The 25,483-nt window shown below is 74.3% G+C and carries 18 protein-coding genes; 8 read left to right on the top strand and 10 right to left on the bottom strand.

All coding sequences use genetic code 11. The features are described 5' to 3' along the window. Window positions 1-54: 54 nt before the first annotated feature. Together ACWH4W_RS11530 and ACWH4W_RS11525 are read right to left on the bottom strand one after the other, a co-directional pair. Complete coding sequence (locus ACWH4W_RS11530) at window positions 55-3,375, bottom strand: ATP-dependent helicase (protein WP_473075663.1); 3,321 nt, start codon at window positions 3,373-3,375, stop codon at window positions 55-57. 257 nt (window positions 3,376-3,632) lie between these two features. Then, window positions 3,633-4,019 (bottom strand): MGMT family protein, encoded by a 387-nt coding sequence (locus ACWH4W_RS11525; RefSeq protein WP_403545729.1) that lies wholly within the window; start codon window positions 4,017-4,019, stop codon window positions 3,633-3,635. Between the two features lie 188 nt (window positions 4,020-4,207). Here ACWH4W_RS11525 and ACWH4W_RS11520 point away from each other — a divergent pair, with 188 nt between their 5' ends. The 3 genes from ACWH4W_RS11520 to ACWH4W_RS11510 all read left to right on the top strand — a co-directional run bounded on the left by ACWH4W_RS11520 (window position 4,208) and on the right by ACWH4W_RS11510 (window position 10,256). Then, entirely contained in the window at window positions 4,208-6,910 is a 2,703-nt protein-coding gene (locus tag ACWH4W_RS11520; RefSeq protein ID WP_473075662.1) for a lysylphosphatidylglycerol synthase transmembrane domain-containing protein, read from the top strand. A 144-nt stretch (window positions 6,911-7,054) separates the two neighbouring features. Then, window positions 7,055-8,605: an alpha/beta hydrolase gene (locus ACWH4W_RS11515; protein ID WP_473075661.1), complete on the top strand. Its 1,551-nt coding sequence runs from the start codon at window positions 7,055-7,057 to the stop codon at window positions 8,603-8,605. 148 nt (window positions 8,606-8,753) lie between these two features. Beyond that, window positions 8,754-10,256: an alpha/beta hydrolase gene (locus ACWH4W_RS11510; protein WP_473075660.1), complete on the top strand. Its 1,503-nt coding sequence runs from the start codon at window positions 8,754-8,756 to the stop codon at window positions 10,254-10,256. Window positions 10,257-10,357: 101 nt separating this feature from the next. On the opposite strand, the gene moeZ is transcribed toward ACWH4W_RS11510, so the two are convergent. From moeZ to ACWH4W_RS11475, 7 genes are all read right to left on the bottom strand, one after another. Next, window positions 10,358-11,536, bottom strand: coding sequence for an adenylyltransferase/sulfurtransferase MoeZ (gene moeZ / locus ACWH4W_RS11505; RefSeq protein WP_473075659.1), 1,179 nt, complete (start codon window positions 11,534-11,536; stop codon window positions 10,358-10,360). Between the two features lie 63 nt (window positions 11,537-11,599). Beyond that, window positions 11,600-12,361, bottom strand: coding sequence for a spherulation-specific family 4 protein (locus ACWH4W_RS11500; protein ID WP_473075658.1), 762 nt, complete (start codon window positions 12,359-12,361; stop codon window positions 11,600-11,602). After that, window positions 12,349-13,353, bottom strand: a complete 1,005-nt coding sequence (locus tag ACWH4W_RS11495; protein ID WP_473075657.1) for an NAD-dependent epimerase/dehydratase family protein — start codon at window positions 13,351-13,353, stop codon at window positions 12,349-12,351. The genes ACWH4W_RS11500 and ACWH4W_RS11495 overlap by 13 nt, the downstream gene beginning before the upstream one ends. A gap of 100 nt (window positions 13,354-13,453) precedes the next feature. Then, window positions 13,454-14,602 (bottom strand): hypothetical protein, encoded by a 1,149-nt coding sequence (locus tag ACWH4W_RS11490; protein ID WP_473075656.1) that lies wholly within the window; start codon window positions 14,600-14,602, stop codon window positions 13,454-13,456. Next, on the bottom strand, window positions 14,599-16,275 hold the full coding sequence (locus tag ACWH4W_RS11485) for a DUF3492 domain-containing protein (protein ID WP_473075655.1): 1,677 nt from the start codon (window positions 16,273-16,275) through the stop codon (window positions 14,599-14,601). Before ACWH4W_RS11485 ends, ACWH4W_RS11490 begins: the two co-directional genes overlap by 4 nt. A 258-nt stretch (window positions 16,276-16,533) precedes the next feature. Next, entirely contained in the window at window positions 16,534-17,565 is a 1,032-nt protein-coding gene (locus ACWH4W_RS11480) for a DUF3152 domain-containing protein (RefSeq protein WP_473075654.1), read from the bottom strand. 761 nt (window positions 17,566-18,326) lie between these two features. Next, the gene (locus tag ACWH4W_RS11475) at window positions 18,327-19,385 is read right to left on the bottom strand and encodes an alpha/beta fold hydrolase (RefSeq protein ID WP_473075653.1); all 1,059 of its coding nucleotides are present in this window, start codon (window positions 19,383-19,385) and stop codon (window positions 18,327-18,329) included. 265 nt (window positions 19,386-19,650) lie between these two features. On the opposite strand from ACWH4W_RS11475, the gene ACWH4W_RS11470 reads away from it, so the two are divergent. The 4 genes from ACWH4W_RS11470 to ACWH4W_RS11455 all read left to right on the top strand — a co-directional run bounded on the left by ACWH4W_RS11470 (window position 19,651) and on the right by ACWH4W_RS11455 (window position 21,602). Then, window positions 19,651-19,878, top strand: a complete 228-nt coding sequence (locus ACWH4W_RS11470; RefSeq protein WP_473075652.1) for a hypothetical protein — start codon at window positions 19,651-19,653, stop codon at window positions 19,876-19,878. Window positions 19,879-20,090: 212 nt separating this feature from the next. Next, a complete protein-coding gene (locus ACWH4W_RS11465; RefSeq protein ID WP_106416251.1) occupies window positions 20,091-20,735 on the top strand; it encodes a TetR/AcrR family transcriptional regulator in 645 nt (214 codons plus the stop codon). A gap of 147 nt (window positions 20,736-20,882) precedes the next feature. After that, a complete protein-coding gene (locus ACWH4W_RS11460; RefSeq protein WP_106412574.1) occupies window positions 20,883-21,110 on the top strand; it encodes a DUF3107 domain-containing protein in 228 nt (75 codons plus the stop codon). A 225-nt stretch (window positions 21,111-21,335) separates the two neighbouring features. Continuing rightward, window positions 21,336-21,602, top strand: coding sequence for a hypothetical protein (locus ACWH4W_RS11455; RefSeq protein ID WP_473075651.1), 267 nt, complete (start codon window positions 21,336-21,338; stop codon window positions 21,600-21,602). A 275-nt stretch (window positions 21,603-21,877) separates the two neighbouring features. On the opposite strand, the gene ACWH4W_RS11450 is transcribed toward ACWH4W_RS11455, so the two are convergent. Next, entirely contained in the window at window positions 21,878-22,651 is a 774-nt protein-coding gene (locus tag ACWH4W_RS11450) for a ferritin-like domain-containing protein (protein ID WP_473075650.1), read from the bottom strand. A 492-nt stretch (window positions 22,652-23,143) separates the two neighbouring features. Between ACWH4W_RS11450 and ACWH4W_RS11445 the strand changes: the two genes are divergently transcribed. After that, entirely contained in the window at window positions 23,144-25,474 is a 2,331-nt protein-coding gene (locus ACWH4W_RS11445) for a DEAD/DEAH box helicase (protein WP_473075649.1), read from the top strand. The last annotated feature ends 9 nt before the right edge of the window (window positions 25,475-25,483 follow it).

The following is a 25,483-nucleotide window of genomic DNA, read 5'->3' as shown; positions in this document are numbered from 1 at the left end:
GAACCGCAGGTCGGCGGGGGTGGTGCGATACGTCACGCGTGCCGTTCACGCGTTTCACTCGACGACGTGGCGGCCCTCGGGGCGGGCGCTGCAGGACGCCCGGAAGGCGCAGTGCGCGCAGTGCTGTCCCGCGGTCGGGGTGAACCGTTCGTCGAGGACCTTGCCCGCGGCGGTGGCCAGCAGGTCGCCGATCCACTCCCCCTCCAGCGGCTTTTGCGCCTGCACCTTGGGCAGGGTCTCGCCGCCGTCCCGCTTGGCGGCGCCCTGCCGCAGCTGGACGAGTTCGGCGCCGCCCGGTTCGGGGCGTGCCCCGTCGAAGACCTCGTCGACGGCGCCCTCGCGGACGGCGAGCTGGTACACGGCGAGCTGGGGGTGGCGCTCGACCTCCTTGGAGCTGGGCGCCTGCTTGCCGGTCTTGAAGTCGACGACGTAGGCGCGTCCCTCGCCGTCGGCCTCGACTCGGTCCATCTGGCCCCGGACGCGGACCCGGTAGTCGCCGGCCTCCAGGGTGACGTCGAAGTCGTGCTCGCTGGCCACCGGGGTGCGCCCGGTGCGGTCCATGACGTGCCACTCCAGGAAGCGCTCGAGCGCCACGCGCGCGTTCTCCTTCTCCTGGACCGACTTCCAGGGCGCGTCGAAGGCGAGGGCGTTCCACACGGAGTCGAGGCGTTCCATGAGGACGTCGAGGTCCGCGGGGGTGTGCCCGGAGGCGACCTCGTCGGCGAGGACGTGGACGACGTTGCCGAAGCCCTGGGCGGCGGTGGCGGGCGCGTCGGCCTTCACCTCGCGGCCCAGGAACCACTGGAGGGCACAGGTGTTGGCCAGCTGGTCGAGGGCGCTGCCGGAGAGCACCACGGGCTGGTCGCGGTCGCGCAGCGGCACCTTGCTGTGCGTCGGTTCGTCCATGCCCCACCAGCGGTAGGGGTGCGCGGACGGCACCAGGGGACGGCCGTCCTCGTCGGCGAGCGCCGCGAGCCGGGCCAGCCGCCGGGCGGCGGCCTCCCGCAGGGCCTCGGAGACGCGGGGGTCGACCGTGGTGGCGCGCAGTTCGGCGACGAGCGCGGCGACGGACAGGGGGCGGCGCGGGCGTCCGGTGACGTCCTCGGGTTCGACGCCGAGCTCGGTCAGGAAGCGGGAGGGCTGGTCGCCGTCGTCGGACGGCGCCTTCACGGCCGTCACGACGAGGCGGTCACGCGCGCGCGTGGCGGCGACGTAGAACAGGCGGCGCTCCTCGGCGAGCAGCGCGCCGGGGGTGAGCGGCTCGGCGAGTCCGTCGCGGCCGATGCGGTCGGCCTCCAGCAGGGAGCCGCGGCGGCGCAGGTCGGGCCACAGGCCCTCCTGGACGCCGGCCACGACGACGAGGCCCCACTCCAGGCCCTTGGACCGGTGCGCGGTCATCAGGCGTACGGCGTCGTGGCGGACGGCACGTCGGGTGAGGGTGTCGGCGGCGATGTCCTCGGCCTCGATCTCCTCCAGGAAGTTGAGGGCGCCCCGGCCTCCGGTGCGCTCCTCCGCGCGGGCGGCGGTGGCGAACAGCGCGCACACGGCGTCGAGGTCCCGGTCGGCGTTGCGTCCGGCCGCGCCGCCACGGCGGGCGGCGCGCTCCAGGCGCTGCGGCCAGGGGGTGCCGTCCCACAGCTCCCACAGGGCCTCCTCGGCCGTGCCGCCGCCGGCCAGGTGCGCGCGGGCCCGGCGCAGCAGTGCGCCGAGCCGTTGCGCACCACGCGCGTGGACGGGGTCGTGCACCGCGAGCCGCTCGGGCTCGGCCAGCGCGCGGGCGAGCAGTTCGTCCGAGGGCGGCGGCAGGGGGTTCCCGGCCGCCCGCTCCTCCTCGCGCAGCGCACGCCCGAGCCGCCGCAGGTCGGCGGCGTCCATGCCGGCGAGGGGGGAGGTGAGCAGGGTGAGCGCGGTCTCGGTGTCGAGCCAGCAGCGGTCGCCGGGAGCGGCGTCCTCCGCGTCCACGGTGTCCTCCCGCTCCCCCGCCTCCGCCGTGGCCACCGCGCGCAGGGCGGTCAGCAGCGGGGCGACCGCCGGTTCGTGGCGCAGGGGGAGGTCGTCGCCGTCGACGTCGACGGGGACGCCCGCGGACGTGAGGGCGCGGCGCACCGTCGGCAGGGTGCGGCTGCCCGCGCGGACCAGGACGGCCATGTCGTTCCAGGGGACGCCGTCCTCCAGGTGGGCGCGGCGCAGGATGTCGGCGATGTTGTCCAGCTCGGCGCCGGCCGTCGGGTAGGTGTACACCTCGGCCCGGCCGCCCTCGCGCACGGGCGCCGGCTCCCGGTGCAGGCGGACCTTCTCGGCGGGGAGCCGGGGCAGCGGCATGCGCCGGGTGATCCGCCGGGTGGCCTCGAGGAGTCCGGCGCCGGAGCGCCGGGAGGTCCGCAGCACCTGGACGGGCGCGGGGCGGCCGTCCGCGCGCGGGAAGGCGTGCGGGAACTCCAGGATGCCGCCGACGTCGGCGCCCCGGAACGCGTAGATCGACTGGTCGGGGTCGCCGAAGGCGACGAGGGTGCGGCCGCCGGACGCCAGGGCGTGCAGCAGCCGTACCTGGGCGGGGTCGGTGTCCTGGTACTCGTCGACGTAGACGGCGTCGTAGCGGTCGGCGAGCCGCCCGGCGGTCTCGGGGCGCCGGGCGAGGAGCACCGCGCGGTGGACGAGTTCGGCGTAGTCGATGACCCCCTGGAGGTCGAGGACGTCGAGGTACTCGGCGAGGAAGGCGGAGGCGGCGCGCCAGTCGGGCCGGCCGATGCGGCGGGCGAAGGCGTCCAGGGCCTCGGGGTCGAGCCCGAGCTCGCGGCTGCGGGCGAGCACCGCGCGGACCTCGTCGGCGAAGCCGCGGGTGGTCAGGCAGGCGCGCAGTTCGTCCGGCCAGCGCACGTGGGACAGGCCGAGCCGCTCCAGGTCCACCTGGCCGGCGAGCAGCTCACGCACGGTGACGTCCTGCTCGGGCCCGGACAGCAGCCGCAGCGGCTCCACGAACAGGGCGCTGTCCTGGTGGGCGCGGACCAGGGCGTAGCAGAAGGAGTGGAAGGTGGTCGCCTGCGGGGCGCGGGCGGCGCCGATGCGCAGCGCCATGCGGTCGCGCAGCTCGACGGCGGCCTTGCGGCTGAAGGTGAGCACCAGGATGCGCTCGGGGTCGCCGCCGCGGGCGATGCGGGCCGCCACGGACTCGACGAGCGTGGTGGTCTTGCCGGTGCCCGGACCGGCGAGGACGAGCAGCGGTCCGGAGCCGTGCTCAACCACGGAGCGCTGGGCGGCGTCCAGTGGAGGGGGATCCACGCGGGCCGGCGGGGTACGCACCAGTCGATAGGCGCCACGGCTCCCCCGCCGCACCGGGGGGTGCGACAGGCCGCTGGTGGAGGAAGAGGAGCTCACGTGGTTCGCCGGTCCTGGTGGGTGTGCTGTGGGGCGTTCCGCCGCGCATGCGGGGCGGTGGTCGGGGGGTGAGAGGGACACGCGCGGCCGACGCTACGCCGGGGGCAAGAACGGAAGCAGGGTTTCCACCTCTTCCCTCCCGTCACTCCGGGCACTCGCGTCCCTCGACTCACGAACGTACGTCATGCTGCGGATGTGCCTCATGTCCCCCTGGAGGATCACAGGTCACACGGCGGCGGCCGGGATGGCGGAAGCTGTCAGGTGTGACCCCCGGTGTCCGCGCCGCCGTCCCACCGCGCGCGTCTCATGTCGAGGCGTGGCACATGGCCCTCCGCCGCCCGGCCCGCCTCCCGCAGCGGTGTGCCCTCCGCGCGGTAGTGGCCGAGGGCCCGCAGTTCGTGGCCCGGCAGCAGCACGCCGTCCGCGCGGACCACGCGCCACCAGGGGACGGCCCCGCCGTACAGCGCCATCACGCGCCCCACCTGCCGGGGCCCGCCCTCCCCGAGCCACTCGGCCACGTCCCCGTACGTCATGACCCGGCCCGGCGGGATCAGCTCGGCCACCTCCAGGACCCGCTCGGCGTACGCGGGCAGGGCGTCCGGGTGCCCCGGGCCGCCGTCGGACGGAAGACTCTCCTGGCTCATCCGGACCATCCTGCCCCACCCCACCGACAACGCGGCGCGGCCGCGGACCCGGACGGGCGACTCGCCCCGGAGCAGCGCTTCGGGCAGACTGTGCCGCCCCGCTTGCGGACCCTGGCGCCCCCTTGTGGCGGTACGGCATGCCACCATCATGCGGGCGGTGACCGGTGATACGAGATCGAGAAGAGACGATGAAGCAGCAGGGTGCGCACCCCGAGGACGCGGAGGGCACCCCTGACGCCTCGTCGCGCCCGGACACCGCACAGCAGCCGGACACCGCGCACCGGGACGTCGCGCACATCGACGAGGTGGAGGGCGACGAACCGCTGCTCCCCGCACGCGTGCACCGCCCGTCCGACCTCATGCGGCTGGTGGGCGGCGTGCTCGCGGTGGTGGTGCTGCTGACCGTCGCCGCGTTCGCCCACGGCACCACCTCGGGGCTGGAACAGGACATCAACAAGGGCACCGGACAGGCGCCCGACCTGCTGATCAAGATCGCGGGCCTGGCCTCCAGCATCGCCATCCTGCTGGTCCCGGTCGCCTTCGCGATCGAACGTCTGATCAAACGGGACGGGCTGCGGATCGCCGACGGCGTGCTCGCCGCCGTGCTCGCGCACGGGGTGACCCTCGCCACCGACCTGTGGGTCGCGCGGGCCGCCCCCGGTTCGATCCAGGACGCCCTGACCCAGCCCTCGCCCGGCGACGTCCACGCCCTCACCGACCCGGTGCACGGCTACCTCGCGCCCGTCATCGCGTACATGACGGCCGTCGGGATGTCCCGCAGACCACGGTGGCGCGCGGTGCTGTGGGTGGTGCTGCTGCTCGACGCCTTCTCGATGCTGGTCACCGGGTACACCACCCCGTTCTCGATCGTCCTCACCGTGCTGATCGGCTGGTCCGTCGCCTACGGCACGCTCTACGCGGTCGGCTCGCCCAATGTCCGGCCCACCGGGCGCACCCTGATGGCGGGACTGCGGACGGTCGGCTTCCGCCCGGTGACCGCGTCCCGCGAGGAGCCTGCCGACGCCTCCGAGGGCGGCGACCGGGGACGCCGCTACTTCGTCACCCTGGAGGACGGCCCGCCCCTGGACGTCACCGTGGTCGACCGCGAGCAGCAGGCGCAGGGCTTCTTCTACCGCGCGTGGCGCAACCTGACGCTGCGCGGCTTCGCCACCCGCAGGAGCCTGCAGTCGCTGCGCCAGGCGCTGGAGCAGGAGGCCCTGCTGGCCTACGCCGCCATCGCGGCCGGCGCCAACGCGCCCAAGCTGATCGCCACCTCGGAGCTGGGCCCCGACGCCGTGATGCTCGTCTACGAGCACACCGGCGGCCGCACGCTGGACTCGCTGCCGGACGAGGAGCTCACCGACGAGCTGCTGCGCAGCACCTGGCACCAGGTGAAGGCGCTGCAGTCCCGCCGCATCGCGCACCGCAGGCTGGTGGGCGACGCCATCCTGGTGGACCGTTCCGGCGCGGTGATCCTCACCGACCTGCGCGGCGGGGAGATCGCCTCCGGCGACCTGGTGCTGCGCATGGACGTCGCCCAGCTGCTGGTGACGCTCGGCCTGCGGGTGGGCGCCGAACGCGCGGTGGCCTCCGCGCTGAGCGTCCTCGGTCCCGACGCCGTGGCGGACTGCCTGCCGATGCTCCAGCCGATCGCGCTGAGCCGCTCCACGCGCGCGACGCTGCGCAGACTCGCCCGGGAGCGGGCGGAGCGGGAGCGCGAGGCGGTCCTGGAGGCCTCCCGGCAGTCCCGCCCGGCCCGCGCGCACGACGCCGACGCCGAGTCCCGTCCCGCCGCCCTGGACAAGGCCGGCAAGAAGGCCGTACGCGCGGAGCAACGGGCCGAGAAGCGGGCCATCGACGAGGCGCTGGAGGAGGCGCGCGAGGAGGACCTGCTCAGCCAGATCCGGCACGAGGTGCTGCGGATCAGGCCGCAGGCGCCGGTCGAGCCGGCCCGCCTCGAACGGGTGCGTCCGCGCACGCTGATCAGCTTCATCGCGGGCGCGATCGGCGCGTACTTCCTGCTGACGCAGCTCACCCACATCGAGTTCGGCCCGCTGGTCTCCAACGCGGAGTGGGGCTGGGTGGCCGCGGCGGTGCTGTTCTCCGCACTGAGCTATGTGGCGGCCGCGATGGCGCTGCTCGGGTTCGTGCCGGAGCGGGTGCCGTTCCCGCGCACGGTGGCCGCCCAGGTCGCCGGGTCCTTCGTGAAGATCGTCGCCCCGGCGGCCGTCGGCGGCGTCGCCCTGAACACGCGCTTCCTCCAGCGCGCGGGGGTGCGTCCGGGGCTCGCGGTGGCGAGTGTCGGCGCGTCGCAGCTGTTCGGGCTCGGCTGCCACATCCTGATGCTGCTGGCGTTCGGCTATCTGACCGGTACCGAGAAGACGCCCTCGCTGACGCCGTCCCGCACGGTCATCGGCGGTCTGCTGACGGTCGCGGTGCTGGTGCTCGTGGTGACCTCGGTGCCGTTCCTGCGGAAGTTCGTCGTCACACGCGTGCGGTCGCTGTTCGCGGGCGTCGTGCCGCGCATGCTCGACGTGCTGCAGCGGCCGCAGAAGCTGATCACCGGCATCGGCGGCATGCTGCTGCTGACCGCCTGCTTCGTGATGTGCCTGGACGCCTCGATCCGGGCGTTCGGCGACGAGTCGACCTCGGTCAGCATCGCCAGCGTCGCCGTCGTCTTCCTCGCGGGCAACGCGCTCGGGTCCGCGGCGCCGACGCCGGGCGGTGTGGGCGCCGTCGAGGCCACCCTGACCGTCGGTCTGATCGCGGTCGGCCTGCCCAAGGAGGTCGCCGCGCCGGCGGTGCTGCTCTTCCGGCTGCTGACCCTGTGGCTGCCGGTGCTGCCGGGCTGGCTCGCCTTCAACCACCTCACCCGCAAAGCGGCCCTGTGACCGGCTGAGGCACCGGCCGTGCCCTGTGACCGGCCAAGACACCGGCCGTGCCCTGTGACCGGCCGAGACACCGGCCGTGCGCGGTCCTCCCTCGTACGGCCCGTGTCCCGCGCACCCGGCCACGGACGACCGCAGGATGGGGACATGTCCCGTCCCTCCCGGCTGCGCGCCGCCGCCCTGTCCGCCTGTGCCGTCCTGCTGCCCGCACTGCTGACGGGGTGCGTCGTGGGCGACGACCCGGCCCGGGACCTGACGCGGCAGAAGCTGGACTGGACGGCCTGCCCCGCCCCCGACGAGGCCCAGGGCGGCGGTCCGGCGCCCTCGCCGCTGCCCGGTGCCCGGGGCGCGTGGGAATGCGCGACGCTGAAGGCGCCGCTGGACTGGGACGATCCCGAGGGCGACACCATCGGTCTCGCCCTGATCCGCGCCCGGTCGAGCGGCCCGGAGAGCGAGCGCATCGGCTCGCTGATCTTCAACTTCGGCGGTCCCGGCGGCTCCGGCGTCACCACGCTGCCGGCGTTCGGCCAGGACTACGCCGCCCTGCGCACCCGGTACGACCTGGTGAGCTTCGACCCGCGCGGGGTCGGCCGCAGCGCACCCGTGACCTGCGAGGACGACCAGGAGCTCGACGAGCACCTCCAGCAGGACGGCACCCCGGACGACAACGCCGAACGCACGGAACTGCTGGACAGCATCAAGGAGTTCAACGCGGCCTGCGAGGACAGCTCCGGGCGCGTCCTGCCGCACGTGCGCACCACGGACGCGGCCCGCGACCTCGACCTGATGCGCCGGGTCCTCGGCGACGACAAGCTGTACTACTTCGGCATCTCGTACGGCACCGAGCTCGGCGGCGTCCACGCCCACCTGTTCCCCGACACGGTGGGCCGCGCGGTGTTCGACGCGGTCGTCGACCCGGCGCAGAACTACGAGCAGGCCTCGCTCGGACAGGCCCGCGGCTTCCAGCGCGCCCTCGACAACTACGCCGAGGACTGCGTGTCCCGGACCGAGGACTGCCCCGTCGGCGACAGCGTCCAGGACGTGAAGGACCGCATCGCCGGGCTGCTGCGGGACCTGGACCGCCGGCCCGTTCCCGGGGTCTTCCCGCGCCGGCTCACCGAGACGACGGCGACGAGCGGGATCGCGCAGGCCCTGTACTCGCAGGACTTCTGGGAGTTCCTCACCGACGGCCTGGAGCAGGCGTACGACGGGGACGGCACGATCCTGACGGTGCTGGCCGACTCCATGAACGGCCGCGCCGAGAACGGCGAGTACAGCAACCTCGTGCCCGCCAACGTCGCCATCAACTGCGCCGACGCCAAGCCCCGCTACACCCCGGCGGACGTGGAGCGGCTGCTGCCCGCGTTCCGCGAGGCGTCCCCGCTCTTCGGGGACTTCATGGCCTGGGGAATGCTCACCTGCACCGACTGGGCGGTGCCGGGCGCCGCCGACCACCCGGACGTCAGCGCTCCGGGCGCGGCCCCGATCCTGGTGATCGGCAACACCGGCGACCCGGCCACCCCGTACGAGGGGGCGCGCAGCATGGCGAGGGCTCTCGGCGAGGGGGTCGGCGTGGAACTCACGTACCGGGGGGAGGGGCACGGCGCCTACAACAGCGGGGACCGCTGCGTGCGGAACGCGGTCCACGGCTATCTGCTGGACGGCACGGTGCCGGAGGCCGGGACGATCTGCCCCTGACACGCCCGGCCTTACCGAGCGGGATCCGGCGAAAGCCCAGCTCAGCGGGTTTTCCACAGGCTTCCCCGGTCGGCGCCGGAACTGCCTACGATGTCGGGACAGCCGTCCGCCGCACGACGTGGACGGCCCGCGAGGGGGGAAGTGGCACATGACCCGGTTCACACGGTGGACGGCCCTGACGGTCGCCGCCGCACTGCTGGCGGCGGGCTGCAGCGGCGGCGGCCCGCCGGACGACGGCTCCGGCAAGGACGACAGGGGCGGTGGCGGGACCGCGCTCGACTGGGGGCGCTGCGAGGCGACCGCGGACGCGCCGGCGCCCGGTGACGAGTGGCAGTGCGCCACGCTCCAGGTGCCACTGGACTGGTCGGAGCCGGACGGCGAGACGATCGGCCTGGCCCTCATCCGCGCCGGGGCCACGGGTGACGACCGCATCGGCTCCCTGCTGTTCAACTTCGGCGGGCCGGGCGGCTCGGGCGTCTCCACCCTGCCCGCCTACGCCGAGACGGCCGCCGAGCTGCGCGAGCGGTACGACCTGGTGAGCTGGGACCCGCGCGGGACGGGCGGGAGCAGCGGCGTGCGCTGCCGCGGCGACAAAGCCATCGAGGCCGCCGAGTCCTCCGTGGACTGGACCCCGGACACCCCGGCGGAGGAGCGGGTGTTCCTGGCGGACGCGGCCGACTTCGGCAAGGGCTGCCGGAAGGCCGCCGGGAAGCTGATGGCGCACGTCTCGACCACCGACACCGCCCGTGACATGGACCGCATCCGGCAGGCCCTCGGCGACGACCGGATGCACTACTTCGGCATCTCCTACGGCACCGAGCTGGGCGGGGTCTACGCCCACCTCTTCCCCGACAAGGTGGGCCGGATGACGCTGGACGCGGTGGTCGACCCGACCGCCGACACGATCGGCCACGCCAAGAACCAGACCCGCGGCTTCCAGACCGCCCTCGACAACTACCTGAGGTCCACCGGACGCGACCCGGAGCAGGGTTCGCGGGAGATCGCGGACCTGCTGGACCGGATCGACGCCGAGCCGTTGCCGACCTCCTCCTCCGGCCGGGAACTGACGCAGTCGCTGGCGGTCATCGGCATCGTGCTGCCCCTCTACAGCGAGTCCGGCTGGCCGGCGCTGACCAGCGCGCTGGAGGCGGCGGAGGAGGGGGACGGCACGGAGCTGCTGGCCCTGGCGGACGGGTACAACGAGCGGGACGCCTCCGGGCGCTACGGCACCACGACCCACGCGCAGCGGGTCATATCGTGCCTGGACGACAAGCAGCGGCCGACTCTGGCGGAGACGAAGAAGCTGCTGCCCGAGTTCGAGGAGCTCTCCCCCGTCTTCGGTCCGTTCCTGGGCTGGGACACGGCGGGCTGGTGCCACGACTGGCCGGTGCCGGGACAGTTCGAGACGCCGGAGGTGAGCGCCCCGGGCGCGGCGCCGATCCTGGTCGTGGGCAACACGGGCGACCCGGCCACGCCGTACGAGGGGGCGCGGCGGATGGCGGACGAGCTCGGCGAGGACGTCGGGGTGGTGCTCACCTGGAAGGGCGAGGGACACGGCGCCTACGGCAGCGGCAGCGACTGCGTCGACTCCACGGTGAACGCCTACCTGCTGGACGGCACGGTGCCGCAGGACGGCAAGGTCTGCTCGTAGCGGCGTCGGGGGCTCCGGGCACCCGAGGTGGTGTCCGGAGCCCCCGACGAGGACCCGGTGACGGCCGGCGCGACCCGGAGGACCGCTTCGGCCGGGGCGGTCTAGTAGACCGGCTTCTCCGGCTCGATCTGGTTGACCCAGCCGATGACGCCGCCGCCGAGGTGGACGGCGTCGGAGAAGCCCGCGGACTTCAGGACCGCAAGGACTTCCGCACTGCGGACACCCGTCTTGCAGTTCAAGACGATCTTCTTGTCCTGCGGCAGGCCCTCCAGGGCGTTGCCCATGAGGAACTCGTTCTTGGGGACCAGCCGGGCGCCCGGGATGGAGACGATCTCGAACTCGTTCGGCTCGCGGACGTCGATGAGCTCGACGTTCTCACCGTCGTCGAGCCACTCCTTGAGCTGCTTGGGAGTGATCGTGGAGTCGGCGGCGGCCGCCTGGGCCTCCTCGGACACGACGCCGCAGAAGGCCTCGTAGTCGATGAGCTCGGTGACGGTCGGGTTCTCGCCGCAGATGGCGCAGTCCGGGTCCTTGCGGACCTTGACCTGGCGGTACTGCATCTCCAGGGCGTCGTAGACCATCAGGCGGCCGACGAGGGGCTCGCCGATGCCGGCCAGCAGCTTGATGGCCTCGTTGGCCTGGATGGAGCCGATGGACGCGCAGAGCACGCCGAGGACGCCGCCCTCGGCGCAGGAGGGGACCATGCCGGGGGGCGGGGGCTCCGGGTAGAGGCAGCGGTAGCAGGGGCCGTGCTCGGACCAGAAGACGGAGGCCTGGCCGTCGAAACGGTAGATGGAGCCCCACACGTACGGCTTGTTCAGCAGCACGCAGGCGTCGTTGACCAGGTAGCGGGTCGCGAAGTTGTCCGTGCCGTCGACGATCAGGTCGTACTGGCTGAACAGGTCCATCACGTTGTCGGCCTCGAGCCGCTCCTCGTGCAGGACCACGTTCACGTAAGGGTTGATGCCCTTGATCGTGTCACGCGCGGACTCGGCCTTGGGGCGGCCGATGTCGGCCTGGCTGTGGATGACCTGGCGCTGCAGGTTCGACTCGTCGACCTCGTCGAACTCCACGATGCCGAGCGTGCCGACGCCCGCCGCGGCCATGTACATCAGACCCGGCGAACCCAGGCCGCCGGCGCCCACAAAGAGCACCTTGGCGTTCTTCAGCCGCTTCTGCCCGTCCATGCCCACGTCGGGGATGATCAGGTGGCGGGAGTACCTGCGGACCTCGTCTACGGTGAGCTCGGGGGCCGGCTCGACCAGGGGTGGCAGCGACACGGGGACTCCGATGGTCGGTCGATCACTACGGTTGTTCTCCGGCCAACACTGCCACGGCCTTTTTCATTCCGAGACACCCGTTCCGACCCGCGAGACGATGTCGTCCCAGTAGCCGGGCAGCGGCCCCCACGGATCCGCCGGTCCCGCGCGACCGGAGAAGCGGTCCGAGTGGTCGGTGAAGTAGAGGGTGGCGGCGCCCTGCCAGCGGGCGATGCGCAGCGCCTCCTCCAGGTGCGGCCGGGGCACGCCGTGCACGAAGTGGCAGAACCGCTCGGGCGGATGGTCGGCGGTCCACTCGGCCGCCTGGGACCAGCGGTAGTCGCTCCACGGGCCGGAGTAGGTGACGAGCTGGTCGGCGTGCTCGGCGTAGCCGGGGTACGGGTGGGTGCCGTGGCCGAGGACGATGTGGGCGTCCTCGTGGATCACCCGGAGGGCGGCGACGGCGCGCCGCAGCCCGGGCAGGTCCTCGCGGCCGGCGGGACAGCGGCCGAGGAGGAAGCCGTCGACCCGGTACCAGTCGAGGAAGCGGTGGGCGTCCGAGACGATCTCCCCGAAGCTCCGCAGCCCGTGGGCGGTGTCGACGTGGCCGAGGACGCGTACGCCCGCGTTGCGCAGTCGGCCCGCCGCGTCCAGGCAGCGCGGGTCCGGCTGCACGCCGGGGCCGTCGGCCACGTTCAGCACCACCCAGTGCAGGGGGGTGCCGGGCCGGTTGAGCCGGTTCCACTCGTCGGGGGCGAGGAGCGGGTGGGCGACGCCCGGAACGCCGAGGCCGGTGCCGAGCCCGGTGGCCGTGGCGCCCTGTCTCGGCCGGGTCAGATACGGCATGCCGCCTCCATCCAGATGTCCGCCAGCGACTCCTCGAGGTGGATGCGGGGGCGCCAGCCGAGGCGGTCGCGAGCGGTGCGCACGTCGGCCTGCTGCCAGGCCCCGCACCCGTCGGGGTACGGGAGGGCGGCGGTCGCGGTGGGGTGGTGGTCCGTCTCGGCGCGCGGATGCCCGATGGTCGCCCGCAGGTGGGGCGCGTGGGCGGTGTGCGTGGCGGGGACGGGCCCGTGGTGCGGCAGGCCGTCGAGCTCGTTGAGGGCGCCGCCGTAGCCGGCCACCCGGGCGAGGAGCGCGGCGGCGTCCCGGAGGCGGACGGCGCGGCCGGAGCCGATGTTGATGACGCCCTGCGCGGCGGAGAGCGACGCGGCGTGCACGGCGCGGGCCACGTCCCGGACGTCGACGAAGTCGCGCTGGACCCCGAGCCCGCCGAGCTTCAGCTCGCCGTCGCCGGACTGCATGGCGCGGCGCATCGCCTCGGCGAGCCGGCCGAGCGGGGAGCCGGCGGGGGTGCCGGGGCCGACGGGCGAGAAGACCCGCAGCACCACGGCGTCCAGGCCGGAGCCGAGGACCAGTTCGGTGGCGGCGAGCTTGCTGACGCCGTACGGGCCGCCGGGGCGGGGGACGGCGTCCTCGGCCGTGGAGGAGCCCGGCTGGCTGGGCCCGTACTCGGAGCCGCAGCCGATCTGGACGAGCCGCGCCCCGCAGCCGCTGCGGCGCAGCGCCTCGCAGACGGTGGCGACGGCGACCGTGTTGTGCCGGGTGAGTTCACGGGCGCCGCCCCGGGTGGTGCCCGCGCAGTTGACGACCACACCGGGGTGAACGGCGTCGAGGAAGCGGGTGAGGGCACCGGGGCTGCCGGTGGCGAGGTCGAAGCGGACGTCGGCGTCGTCACCGCGGCCGAGGGCGGTGAGCTGGACGGCGGGGTCGGCGAGCAGGCGGTCGGCCACGAAGCGGCCGATGTAACCGTTGGCTCCGATCAGCAGGACCCTCATCGGTCGGCTCCTTCGCGGTGGTCGGTGACGGGACGGCAGTTCATGCGGGGTTCTCCTTCGAATCGGGCCGGGTGCTCCGGGCCGCGGGCGTCGCGGCCGGTCACCGCGGCTGCTCCGGCCGCTGGTGCGCCGAGGCGCGGGTGAGGGTGCGGGAGGCGTGGCCCAACAGGATCAGGGCGCCCGCACCGCAGGTCAGAACGGGTACGGCGGCGGGACCCCAGGCGGTGGTGAGGGCCTCCACCGGCGCGCCCAGCGCGGCACAGCCGGGCAGCCGGGCCGCGAAGACGGCAGCGGGCGCGAGCACCTGGGCGGTCGCGGTGAGCATGAGGATCACGCGCGGGGCGCGGGTGAAGCCGTGCACGGTGAGCAGGCGGGCGACGAAGAGGAGGGCGCCGAGCGCGAGGACGGCCGGGGAGAAGGGCTCCGTGCCGAGGAACGGCGCGCACAGGGCGACGAGCGCGGCCAGCGCCCCCAGGAACAGGGCGACCGCGCCCAGCAGCGCGGGCCGTACCGAAGCGGCGAAGTCCTCGAGGCCGCGGCTGGAGGCGAGCCTACGGCGGGCGCGGGTGGTGAAGAGACCGGCCGCCCAGGTCGCGGGCGCGGCGGCGAGGGTGAGGGTCAGGAGCGGCGCGAGGGTCAGCGGCCAGTCACCGTCCGCGGTGCCGTCGGGCAGTCCGTCGGGGCCGCCGGCGATCGCGGTGCGCAGCAGGCCGTCACCCAGCACGGCGTAGGCGAGGAGCCAGCAGGTCCAGGAGCCGGTGGCCGCCCGGGAGGAGAGGCCGTCGGGGGCGGCCAGCGGCCCGCGGCGCAGTGCGGCGCGCAGGGTGAGGGCGACGGCGAGCGTGCCGACGGCCGCCGCGTACAGGCGGGTCTGGCCGTGGGTGCGGAGCAGGGCGGCCAGGAAGGCCGCGCAGAGCGCGCCGGGCAGCAGCGGGAGCAGGAGCACCGCCGCGAAGGACCGGCGGCCGGCCGTCTCCCGGCGCGGGGCGTCCGGTGCGGCGGGGCCGTCCGCCGCGGTGTCGGTGTCGCGCGGGACGCGGGCGTAGAGCTCTTCCGCGAGGGAGAAGACGTCGCGGTGGCGGAAGCGGGCGGCGGTCCGGTCGGTGATGCCGTGGGCCTCCAGGCCCGCCGCGATCTCCAAGGGGTCCACGGCGCGTTCGCACAGCTCGCGGTGGCGGTGCAGCAGCACCTTGACCGGGTCGGCCGCGCCGGGCGCGGCGCCGCGGTCGAGTTCGCTCAGGTCGGTCATCGGACGGTCTCCGTGACGGGCTCCGGCGTCTCCACGGCCCAGGTGGGGACGGCGCGGGCGGTGGGTTCGGTCCAGCGGCCGGGGACGTGGGCCTCGGCGGGCGCGGCGAAGGGCAGCGGCTCTCCGGTGCCGTCGAGGACGGGCCGGCGTACCGGGGTCCGCGCGACGGTCTCGAGGTAGAGGCCGCGGTAGGCCGTGACGTTCTGCTCGACGCTGAACAGTTCGAGCGCCCGGGCGCGCGCGGCCGCTCCGAGCCGTGCACGACGCTCGGGGTCGCGCAGCAGCGAGACGCACGCCTCGGCGAGCGCCCGCGGATTGCGCGGCGGTACGACGAGGCCGGTGCCTCCGATCACCTCGACGACCGCGCCGACGTCCGTGGAGACCGTCGCGCGTCCGCAGAACATCGCCTCGACCAGCCCGTACGGGAACCCCTCGACGACGCTGGAGAGCACGGTGACGGTCCCGCCGGCGTGGACGTCGGCGGCCGTCTCCGCGCCGGGGCCGCCGAGTTCCTCGAAGGACACCGGGTTCTGCCCGACGGCGTGCGGGCCGTCGGCCTCGTCCGGGAAGAGCTGTGCGGCCAGGGCCCTGCAGTGGCCGAGGTAGGCGCCGCCCTCCGGGCCGGAGGGGCGGCCGACCATGCGCAGCCGGGTTCCGGGCTCGGCCGCGCGGATCTCCGCGAAGGCGTGCAGCAGCGAGACCAGGTCCTTGGCGGGCTCCACCCGGCCGATCCAGACGAGCGTGCGCGGGTCGGCCCGCTCGCGCTGCTCCCGGCCCCCCGGTCGGTCCTCCCCGACGCGCGCGAACGGCGCCGCGTCCATGCCGGGGTGGATGGTGCGCAGCCTGGCCCGGTCGGCGCCGCAGCGCTCCTGCCACCGGCGGGCGTGGGCGTTGCCGGGGACGAGGTAGGAGGCCGTGCGGTAGGTCTCGGCGGTCAGCAGGCCGTGGAAGGCGGCGAGCAGCGACCGCACGGCGGGTGTGGCGTCGGGGCGCGTGAGGTAGTGGGTGCGCAGGCGCACCCCGTACTCGGTGACCAGGAGCGGGACGCCGAAGAAGTGGTGGGCGAGCAGGCCCGGGAGCGCCGCGGCGCCGCCGGACGCGGCGTGGCAGAGGTCCACCGCGCCGAGGCCGTCCTCCTCGTACCAGTCGAGGGAGAGGGGGCGCAGGGCGCGCTCCAGGTACGCGGCGACGGCCAGCAGATCGGGGACGCGGGCCTCGCGCGCCGCGCGGCGGACCCCCGGCGTACGGCAGGCGCGTTCCAGGGCGCGCACGGCCTGCTCGGAGCGCAGCGCGGCGACCAGTCCGCCCTCGTCGCGGGAGAGCTCGGCGAGTCCGTGGAGGGCGTTGGCGAAACGGTCCGCCTCGGCGGTGCCGGGCTCCGCGGCGGTGCAGAGGGCGGCGGCCAGTTCGCCGTAGTGCTCGGTGAAGCGCCGACGTGCGCGGCGGCCGTACGCCGCTCCGTCCCCCTCGGCGGTCCACAGCGGCGCCGTGCGCACCCTGGTGACCTGGGGCGGCAGCTCGACCCAGCCCGCGTCCTCCTGGTCCTGGCCGGCGCTGAACGCGTAGACGTCGAACTCGTGCCGGTCGAGCCCGCGCACCAGGCGGTCGCACCACACCCCGCCCTCACCGCCCACGTACGGATAGCCACCCTCCGTAAGCAGTCCGATGCGCACGTGTGCACCCCCGTTCTCCCGTCTCGGGAGCCGCCGTCGGCCCGGCGGCTCGCAGCGGGACGAACGTATGCGGACAGGACGGTGGCGTGATGGACGGTTGTCCATCACGCCACTAAAAGGGGTGAACGGGCGTGACTTTCCCGCGCGGATCGCGTTCGCCGTGCTGAGACCGGCGCACGACGGGTGCGCGCCGGGCCGGGGCCGTCACCCGGCGAGCGCCCCGTGGCGAACGGGGCGGGGGACCCGGCGGCCGGGGCTCTAACCCTTGGGGTAGGGCCAGGGGTTGGGGCGGCAGCTGATCCCGTCGTGGTCGAGGAACTTGGTCTGCTGCTGCATCACCGGGGCCAGGTCGCCGTCCTTGTCACAGGTGACGTGGTTGTGGCCGAGGCGGTGGCCGATCTCGTGGTTGATCAGCATCTGACGGTAGGCGAGCATCTCGTCGCCGTACGTCTCGGCGCCCTGCGCCCACCGGAAGGCGTTGATCAGCACGCGCTCGGTGGCCGCGGAGTCGCAGGAGACGTTGTCCTGGGTGGTGTCCAGGCCGGACTTGGCGCACCAGTCGGCGGTCGTCTCGGGGCTGGCCAGGGTGATCACGAAATCCGGCTGTCCGGACTGGATCCGCTCGAAGGCGAGGCCGTCGTGCGCCCAGCTCCGGCGGTCGTTGAGCGTCCGGTGCACGGCCTCGGCGAACAGGGCGCCGTCGAGGTCGAGCCCCCGCTCCACATCCACCCGGTACGCGATCTTCCGCCCCTTGCCGGGCGCCTTGTCGATCCCCCGGACGGCGTCGAACTTCCCCGTGCCCGCACGGGTGGCCGCCGGGCTGAACTTCCGGTCCATCTTCTGCTCGTACGTCAGCGGGCGGGGGGTGGCCGCCCCGGGCGTCTCCCGGTCGATCCCGCGTGAGGCGGGGTCCCGCGCGTCGCGCGCCTGTTCGCCGGCGGACTGTGCCTGGACACCGGGGGCGTCGTGCTTGTCGGCGACCTGCCCGGCGACGACGACGGCCAGCACGGTGGTGACGGCGGCGGCCGCCATCCCGGTGAACGCGCGCCCCTTGCCGCCCCTGGTCTGCGCGGGGACGCCCGTCGGCGGCCCGCCGTCGGCGGTGCCGGTGTCCGAGGGGACGCCGGCGGCCGGGGTGCCGTCCCGGTCGGTGACGGTGCCGTAGAGATCCGCCGGGCTGCGGGTGACGGGCTTGCGCGGGGTGAAGAGGTCGTCGGTGTCGTCGAACGCCTCCACGTAGTCCCGGCGCGGCCCCTCGGAGGGCGCCTGACGCTGCCTCGGCAGGGGCACGTCCTGCCGCCCGGCGGGGGGCGCGCCGTACCCGGCTCCGGCGGCGGTACGTCCGTGCAGCGTCCCCCAGCCGTCCCCGGGCTCCCGCTGCTCGGGGTGCCCGCCCCGGACCCGTGGGGTGCCGTGCGCGGGGGTCCCGTCCGCGTACCGCGGGACACCGCGCGGCGGGGTTCCGTCGCCGTACCGGGGGGCACCGTGTGCGGGGGTTCCGTCGCCAGGACGCGGGACGCCACGCGCGGGAGTTGCCTCACCGTACGGCGGCACACCGCGCGGCGGGGCTTCGTCGCCGTACCGGGGGACACCGCGCGGAGGAGTTCCGTCCCCGTACCGAGGCGCGCCCCGCGCGGGATCGTCGTACCGAGGAACGCCCCGCGCGGGATCGTCGTACCGAGGAACGCCCCGCGCCGGGGTTCCCTCCTGCTGCCAGCCGTCCGGCAGCGGCGGTACGCCCTGACCCGGCCTGCCGTGCCCCGGCGTCCCGTACCCGTGCCCCGGCGTGCCGTGCGGCGGGGTGCCCTGCGGCGGGGCGCCGGTGGAAGAACCGCCGTGGGACGGGTCGCAGGACGGGCCGTACCCCTGCTCGGCGCCCGGCTGCGGCCGGCGTGTCCGCTGCTGTGCCTGCGCCGCCGCGTGGCGGGCGTCCCGGCGCTCGTCGTACCGCGCCTCGGCCGCGTCACGTACGCCGCGGGCGGCGGCTGTGGTGTCCGCGGTGTCGCCCTTCGGAGCGGGTCCGCGACGGCTGTGGCGTCCCACGTCGCGCCTCAGCCCCTCGTCGTCTCGGTCGTGATGGTCGGGCCGCCGGGGTCGGCGGACGGACCCGGGTCGCCCTGTGCGTCCGGCTGCACAGTACTCCCCTCGTCCGCGGAATCCGTCGCATCCGCCAGGAGTTCACGGAACGACGACGCGACGGTCTCGGGATATTCCATCATCGCCACGTGTCCCGCGTCCGGGAGTGTCACGAGCCGGGAGCCGCGGAAGGCGCGGGCGGCGCGCTGCGCCATGCGGAAGCCGACGAGCCGGTCCCGGCCGCCGTAGACGAGCAGGGTCGGCGCGAGCACCCGCTCGGCCTGACGCCACAGTCCCTGCTGGCCACCGAGCATGTAGGCGCTGACGAGCCCCCGCGCGGAGCGCGCCGTCGCGTCCCAGAAGTAGGGCAGCCGCTGCCGCCGCTCCATCTCCTGCACGGCGTGCCGGAAGCCTTCCGGCGTCACCCGCGAGGGGTCGCCGTAGCAGAGGTTCATCACGCCGCGGACCCGTTGTTCGGCGGTCCATTCACGGGTGAGGCGGGTGAACAGCGGCGCGATCCCGGGCACGGCCAGCAGTCCGGTGGGGACGGCGGTGCGCTGCGGGCGCAGTTCGGGCAGGGCCGGGGAGACGAGCGTGAGGGTGCGGACGAGGTCGGGGCGCACGGCGGCGACCCGCGTGGCGACCGCGCCGCCGAGGGAGTTGCCGAAGAGGTGCACCGGCCCGCGGCCGGCGGCCTCCAGACAGCGGATCACCGCGCGGGCGTGCGCGGTGATCGAGTAGTCGCCGTCGTCCGGCGGCGGGGAGTCGCCGAACCCGGGGAGGTCCACGGCCTCGCTGTCGACGACGTCGTCCAGCAGGGCCATCAGGGGCGACCAGTTGAGGGACGAGCCGCCGAGCCCGTGGACGAAGAAGGCGGGCGGGAGTCCTTCACGGGCCGGGGGGCGGGATCTGACCGTGAGCGTGACGCCGGGCAGCCGCACCGACCTCAGCCGCTCACCCTCGGCCACCCTGACCGCGGCCGGCTCGGGCAGCGCGCTGGTGGGCGGCACGAACGGCAACTCGGTCGAAGACATGCGGCAATGTTACGAGACGATCACACCCTGGTTCACGTGTTCGGTGTCACAGGAGGGCCGCGTGACTCCGTGCGCCGCTGTCGCGCCCCCTTCGTACCCGCTTCGTACCCGCTTCGCACGCTCTTCGCGCCGGGCGCGCGTCCGCGTCACGCTCCGGCCGCGGATCGCATGGCGTCGAAATCGGGTGTCTCCTAGGCTCGTACAGAGGGCACCCGTACGTGGCCCCCGCATGCCTCGGGGGCGTGACCGAGAAGGGAGCCCGGCGATGGCCGTGGATCCGACCGACCCCGAGACGTTCGAGGAGGACGAGGACGTGCAGGAGGGCCTGGAGTACGACGTCGAGGCGCCGGATGTCGACGCGGCCGAGCAGCAGACGGAGGTGCGGCCGGAGGAGGACGACCCGCTGACCGAGGTCGACCCCGGCCGCGCGAGCGAGGCGGACCTGGTGGAACAGGCCCGTGTCGTCTCGCTCGACGAGGACGACTACCGGTGAGGAGCGCTCCGGCCGAGACGTCGGCGACCGGGACGTCAGCGACCCGGAAGGGGACAGTCCTTGCCCGCTCTGACAGCGTTTGAAACCGTCCGCACCCCTTCTTCCGTTGTCCGGTCCGTGAAATCCTGCACGTGCACCGCGCACATCAGGGTTACCGAAAAGTACGATGGCGGCGCGGCTGACCCCGCATGTGGACGACAATGGGAGGCGGCGTGACAGCCATCGAGCAGACGGACGCGGTACGCCCGAGGGGTACACGCCTTCCGCGCCGTGCCCGGCGGAACCAGTTGCTGGGCGCCGCCCAGGAGGTCTTCGTCGCGCAGGGTTACCACGCGGCGGCGATGGACGACATCGCCGAGCGCGCGGGTGTCAGCAAGCCGGTGCTGTACCAGCACTTCCCCGGCAAGCTCGACCTGTATCTGGCGTTGCTGGACCAGCACTGCGAGGCGCTGATCCAGTCGGTGCGGCACGCGCTGGCGTCGACGACGGACAACAAGCAGCGCGTGCGGGCGACCATGGACGCCTACTTCGCGTACGTCGAGGACGACGGCGGTGCCTTCCGCCTGGTCTTCGAGTCGGACCTGACGAACGAGCCCGCCGTGCGCGAGCGCGTCGACAAGGTCACCAACGACTGCGCGGAGGCCATCTGCGACGTCATCGCCGAGGACACCGGCCTGTCGCGCGCGGAGTCGATGCTGCTGGCGTCGGGGCTCGGCGGGCTCGCCCAGGTGGTGGCGCGGTCCTGGCTGCACAGCGACCGCAGTGTGCCGCGCGACCAGGCGGTGCAGCTGCTGACCTCGCTGGCCTGGCGTGGCATCGCCGGGTTCCCGCTGCACGGCAGCGACCAGCACCACTGACCGGCGGGGACCGACGGTCGTCTGTTCCCGTCGGCTGTTCGCTGTTGGCGTTGCCGGGCGAAGCGTGCACATCCCCTCACCGGGCTAATGTGTGCAGGTACGGCGCGGAAGGCCGCGCACTTCACTGACCGTCGGAGGGACATAGCCGTGGAGGTCAAGATCGGCGTGCAGCACGCGCCCCGCGAGATCGTTCTGGAGAGCGGTCAGAGCGCCGAGGAGGTCGAGCGCGTGGTGAGCGAGGCGCTGGCCGGGAAGTCACAGCTGCTGAGCCTCGTGGACGAGCACGGCCGCAAGATCCTGGTCCCGGCCGACCGTCTCGCCTACGTCGAGATCGGCGAGCCCGCCCCCCGCAAGGTGGGCTTCGGCGCGCTGTAGGGCGGGCCGAGAGCGGAACGCGTACGAGAGGGGCCCGGCTGTGAGAACCGCCGGGCCCCTCTCTCGCGTCCGGTCCCGGCCCGGGTCCGCTCCGGGACCGGGAAACCCCCGGACGGCCTACACCCGATGCCGTCCGGGGTGGATTGGATTCCGCAGGTCAGGGGTAAGTCGGGACAGGACAAAAACACTGGACGAGCAGGCCGGCCATGTGGGAGGGACCCCGACGTGCTTCTGGAAGCGCTCAGCTCCGCGATCCTCGGCCTGTCCCTGGCGTGGGGGGCCTACCACCGCCTGTCGCACCGGCTCCCCCGGCGCGCGCTGGTCCTGGCGACCGGTGTGGTCGGAGCGCTGTTCGGCGCCTTCCTCATGAACACCGCGCTGGACGCGGGCAACCTGCTGACGATGCTGCTCGGCGCGGCGATCGTCTCGGCCGCCTCGCTGTCCCTGCTGCTGCGCCCTGCGGGCCGCCTCCGCCACTCGGCGCCGGCCTGACCGCCCTGCCGGGCGGTCGTCCGCCTCTGCGGCCGGGCGCTGGGCGCCGACCACCGCGACCGACCACCTGCCCGGGCCGTCCCGCCGGCCACCGGACTCCGTCCGCCCCGCCGGGCGGCCCTCCCCTTCTTCGGCCGACCACCGCCACCGACCGCCTCCCCGGATCACCCCGCCGGACCGTACCGGTGCCGCCGTCGTCGGGCCGCCGCCGCGCCTGACGCCTCCGCCGGGGGAACCGGCCGGCCGCGGCGGTCGGGCACCTGCGCCGGGTGCCGTCAGGCGGCCAGACCCAGCGCCGCCATCCGCTTGGTGTGGGCCTCCGTGATGCGGGAGAACATGCGGCCGACCTCGGCCAGGTCGAACCCGTCCGCGACGCCGCCCACGAGCATCGTCGACAGCGCGTCCCGGTCGGCGACCACCCGCTGGGACTGGGACAGCGCCTCGCCCATCAGCCGACGCGCCCACAGCGCGAGCCGTCCGCCGACGCGCGGGTCCGCCTCGATCGCCGCGCGCACCTTCTCCACGGCGAAGCCGCCGTGCCCCGTGTCGTCCAGGACGGCCAGGACCAGCGCGCGGGTGTCGGAGTCCAGGCGCGCCGCGACCTCGCGGTAGAAGTCGCTGGCGATGGAGTCGCCCACGTACGCCTTGACCAGGCCCTCCAACCAGTCGGACGGCGCCGTCTGCTTGTGGAAGCCGTCGTAGGCGGCGACGAACGGCTCCATGGCCTGCGTCGGCTCCTCGCCGATCTCGGCCAGCCGGTCCCGCAGCCGCTCGAAGTGGTGGAACTCCGCCGAGGCCATCTTCGCCAGCTCCGCCTTGTCCGCCATCGTCGGCGCCAGCTTGGCGTCCTCCGCGAGCCGTTCGAACGCCGCCAGCTCCCCGTACGCGAGCGCGCCGAGCAGATCCACGACAGCGGCGCGGTACTGAGGGTCGGCGGAGGCGGCGGCCCAGTCCATGGCGGCGACGCCGGTCCGTTCGGCGGGGGTCTCGGGGGTGTCGGCGGCGTTGTCCGGGCTGGCAGGGCTGTCAGGGCTCGTCATGCTGCGCACAATAGTCCGCCCGGCCTGCCCCGGAGGATCCGGCCGATCAGTGTGACGACGGCTACGTGACCAAATCGGCCATGGCGTGTGCGCGAATCCGGGGTATGGTGGTAATGCGCCTGCTGAGCATTCCGACGTACTCCCACGTACTCGGACGTGCCCGACGGGCCGCATGTATATGAGGATGCCCGGTCGGTGGCCCGATCGGCTCCGACCCGACAGCCCTCTGAAGTCGTACGGCACATCGCGTACGGAGTCCGGAGGGACACCTCAGCGGTACGAGCGCTCGAGCGTCGGCAGTGGTCCCGTGTCCTACGGCCTCGACCGTACGGCAGCCGTCGTCCCCGGCACGGTCCCTACACGACCCCCGCGCTCGCCTCGCACCGCGTACACAGAAGAGGCAGCACCCTGACTACGACGTTCCGAGAGCTCGGGATCCTCCCCGAGACCGCCGAAGCCCTTGAAGCCGTCGGCATCACCACGCCCTTCCCCATCCAGGAGATGACGCTCCCCGTGGCCCTGTCGGGCACGGACGTCATCGGCCAGGCCAAGACCGGCACCGGAAAGACGCTCGGCTTCGGCCTTCCGCTCCTCGAGCGGGTCACCGTCCCCGCCGACGTGGAGGCGGGCCGCGCGAAGCCCGAGGACCTCACCGACACGCCGCAGGCGCTGGTCGTCGTCCCCACCCGCGAGCTGTGCACGCAGGTCACCAACGACCTGCTGACCGCCGGCAAGGTGCGGAACGTGCGCGTCACCGCGATCTACGGCGGCCGGGCCTACGAGCCGCAGGTCGAGGCCCTGAAGAAGGGCGTCGACGTGGTCGTCGGCACCCCGGGCCGGCTGCTCGACCTCGCCGGGCAGAAGAAGCTGAACCTGTCCCACGTCAAGGCCCTCGTCCTCGACGAGGCCGACGAGATGCTGGACCTCGGCTTCCTGCCCGACGTCGAGAAGATCATCAACCTGCTTCCGGTGAAGCGGCAGACCATGCTGTTCTCGGCCACCATGCCGGGCGCGGTCATCGGTCTGGCCCGCCGCTACATGTCGCAGCCCACGCACATCCGCGCCACCGCGCCGGACGACGAGGGCGCCACGGTCGCGAACACCAAGCAGTTCGTCTACCGCGCGCACAACATGGACAAGCCCGAGATGGTCGCGCGGATACTGCAGGCCGACGGCCGTGGCCTGGTCATGGTCTTCTGCCGCACCAAGCGCACCGCCGCGGACCTGGCCGACCAGCTGAAGCAGCGCGGCTTCGCCTCCGGCGCGGTCCACGGCGACCTCGGCCAGGGCGCCCGTGAGCAGGCTCTGCGCGCCTTCCGCAACGGCAAGGTGGACGTGCTCGTCTGCACCGACGTCGCCGCGCGCGGCATCGACGTCGAGGGCGTCACGCACGTCATCAACTACCAGTCCCCCGAGGACGAGAAGACGTACCTGCACCGCATCGGCCGCACCGGCCGCGCGGGCGCGAAGGGTACGGCGATCACGCTGGTCGACTGGGACGACATCCCGCGCTGGCAGCTGATCAACAAGGCGCTGGACCTGGGCCTCGGCGACCCGGCGGAGACCTACTCCACCTCCCCGCACCTGTACACGGACCTGGGCATCCCCGAGGGCACCAAGGGCATCCTGCCCCGGTCGGAGCGCACCCGGGCCGGGCTGGAGGCGGAGGAGATCGAGGACCTGGGCGAGGTCGGCGGCCGTGGACCGCGCGGACGCGGCGGCCGTGACGGGCACCGCGGTTCCCGTTCCGAGGAGCGTGAGGCGTCGTCGCGTACGCCGCGCCGCCGTCGCCGTACCCGTAACGGGGCGCCGGTCGACGAGGCGGGCCGGCAGTCCGCCGCGCCGGCCGCCGTGGACGCCGGGGAGGCGGAGGCCGGTGAGGCCCCCGCGCGCACCCCGCGCCGTCGTCGCCGCACCCGCGGCGGGGTCACCGCCGCCGCGGTGACCCCGGTGGAGCAGGGGGCGGCACAGACCGCCGTCGACACGGCCGAGGGCCCGTCGGTGGACGGCCCCGAGACGTCCGCGGCCCCCGCCGAGAAGCCACGCCGTCGCCGTACCCGCCGGTCGGCCGAGCAGGCCCAGGACGTGGCGGACCAGCCGTCGGTCCCGGAGCCCGCCGCCGAGGAGTCCGCCACGGCGGAGCCCGCTCCGGCGGAGCCCGCTCCGGCGGAGGACGCCGCGCCGCGCCGTCGCCGCACCCGCAAGACGGCCCCGGCCGCCCAGACCGCCGAGACGACGGTCGACACCGCCGAGGGCGTCACAAAGGCCGCCGAGGCCGCGCCCAAGCGCACCCGTAAGGCCGCCGCGAAGGCGGAGACCGCGGTCGAGACCGCCGAAGGCGCCGCCGAGGCCACGCCGCGCCGCACCCGCAAGAAGGCGGTCGCCGCCGAGGCCGACGCCACGGCCGAGGCCGCGCCGAAGCGCACACGGAAGACCGCTGCCAAGAAGGCGGAGGCCGCCGTGGACGCGGCCGAGGGCGCCGAGGCCGCGCCGCGCCGCCGGACGCGCAAGGCCGCCGAGGCGGAGGCCGTGGAGATCCCGGCGCAGGCCGCTCCGGAGGCCGAGGAGAAGCCGAAGCGTACGCGGAAGACCACGGCCAAGAAGGCCGAGGCCGCCGCCGACACGGCGGAGGGCGCCGAGGCCACGCCGCGCCGCGCCCGCAAGACGGTGCCGGCGCAGGCCGCCCCGGAAGGGGAGACCGCTGAGGCCGCCGCGCCGCGCCGCCGGACCCGCAAGGCCGCCGCGTCCGCGCCGGAGGCCACGGAGACGGCGGAGCCGAAGGTCCGCCGCACCCGTAAGACCGCGGCCCCCGCGGAGACCGCGGAGAGCTGACACCGCACC

Source organism: Streptomyces sp. DSM 120436, assembly GCF_055778765.1.
This window is presented reverse-complemented; position numbering and strand designations above follow the sequence as displayed.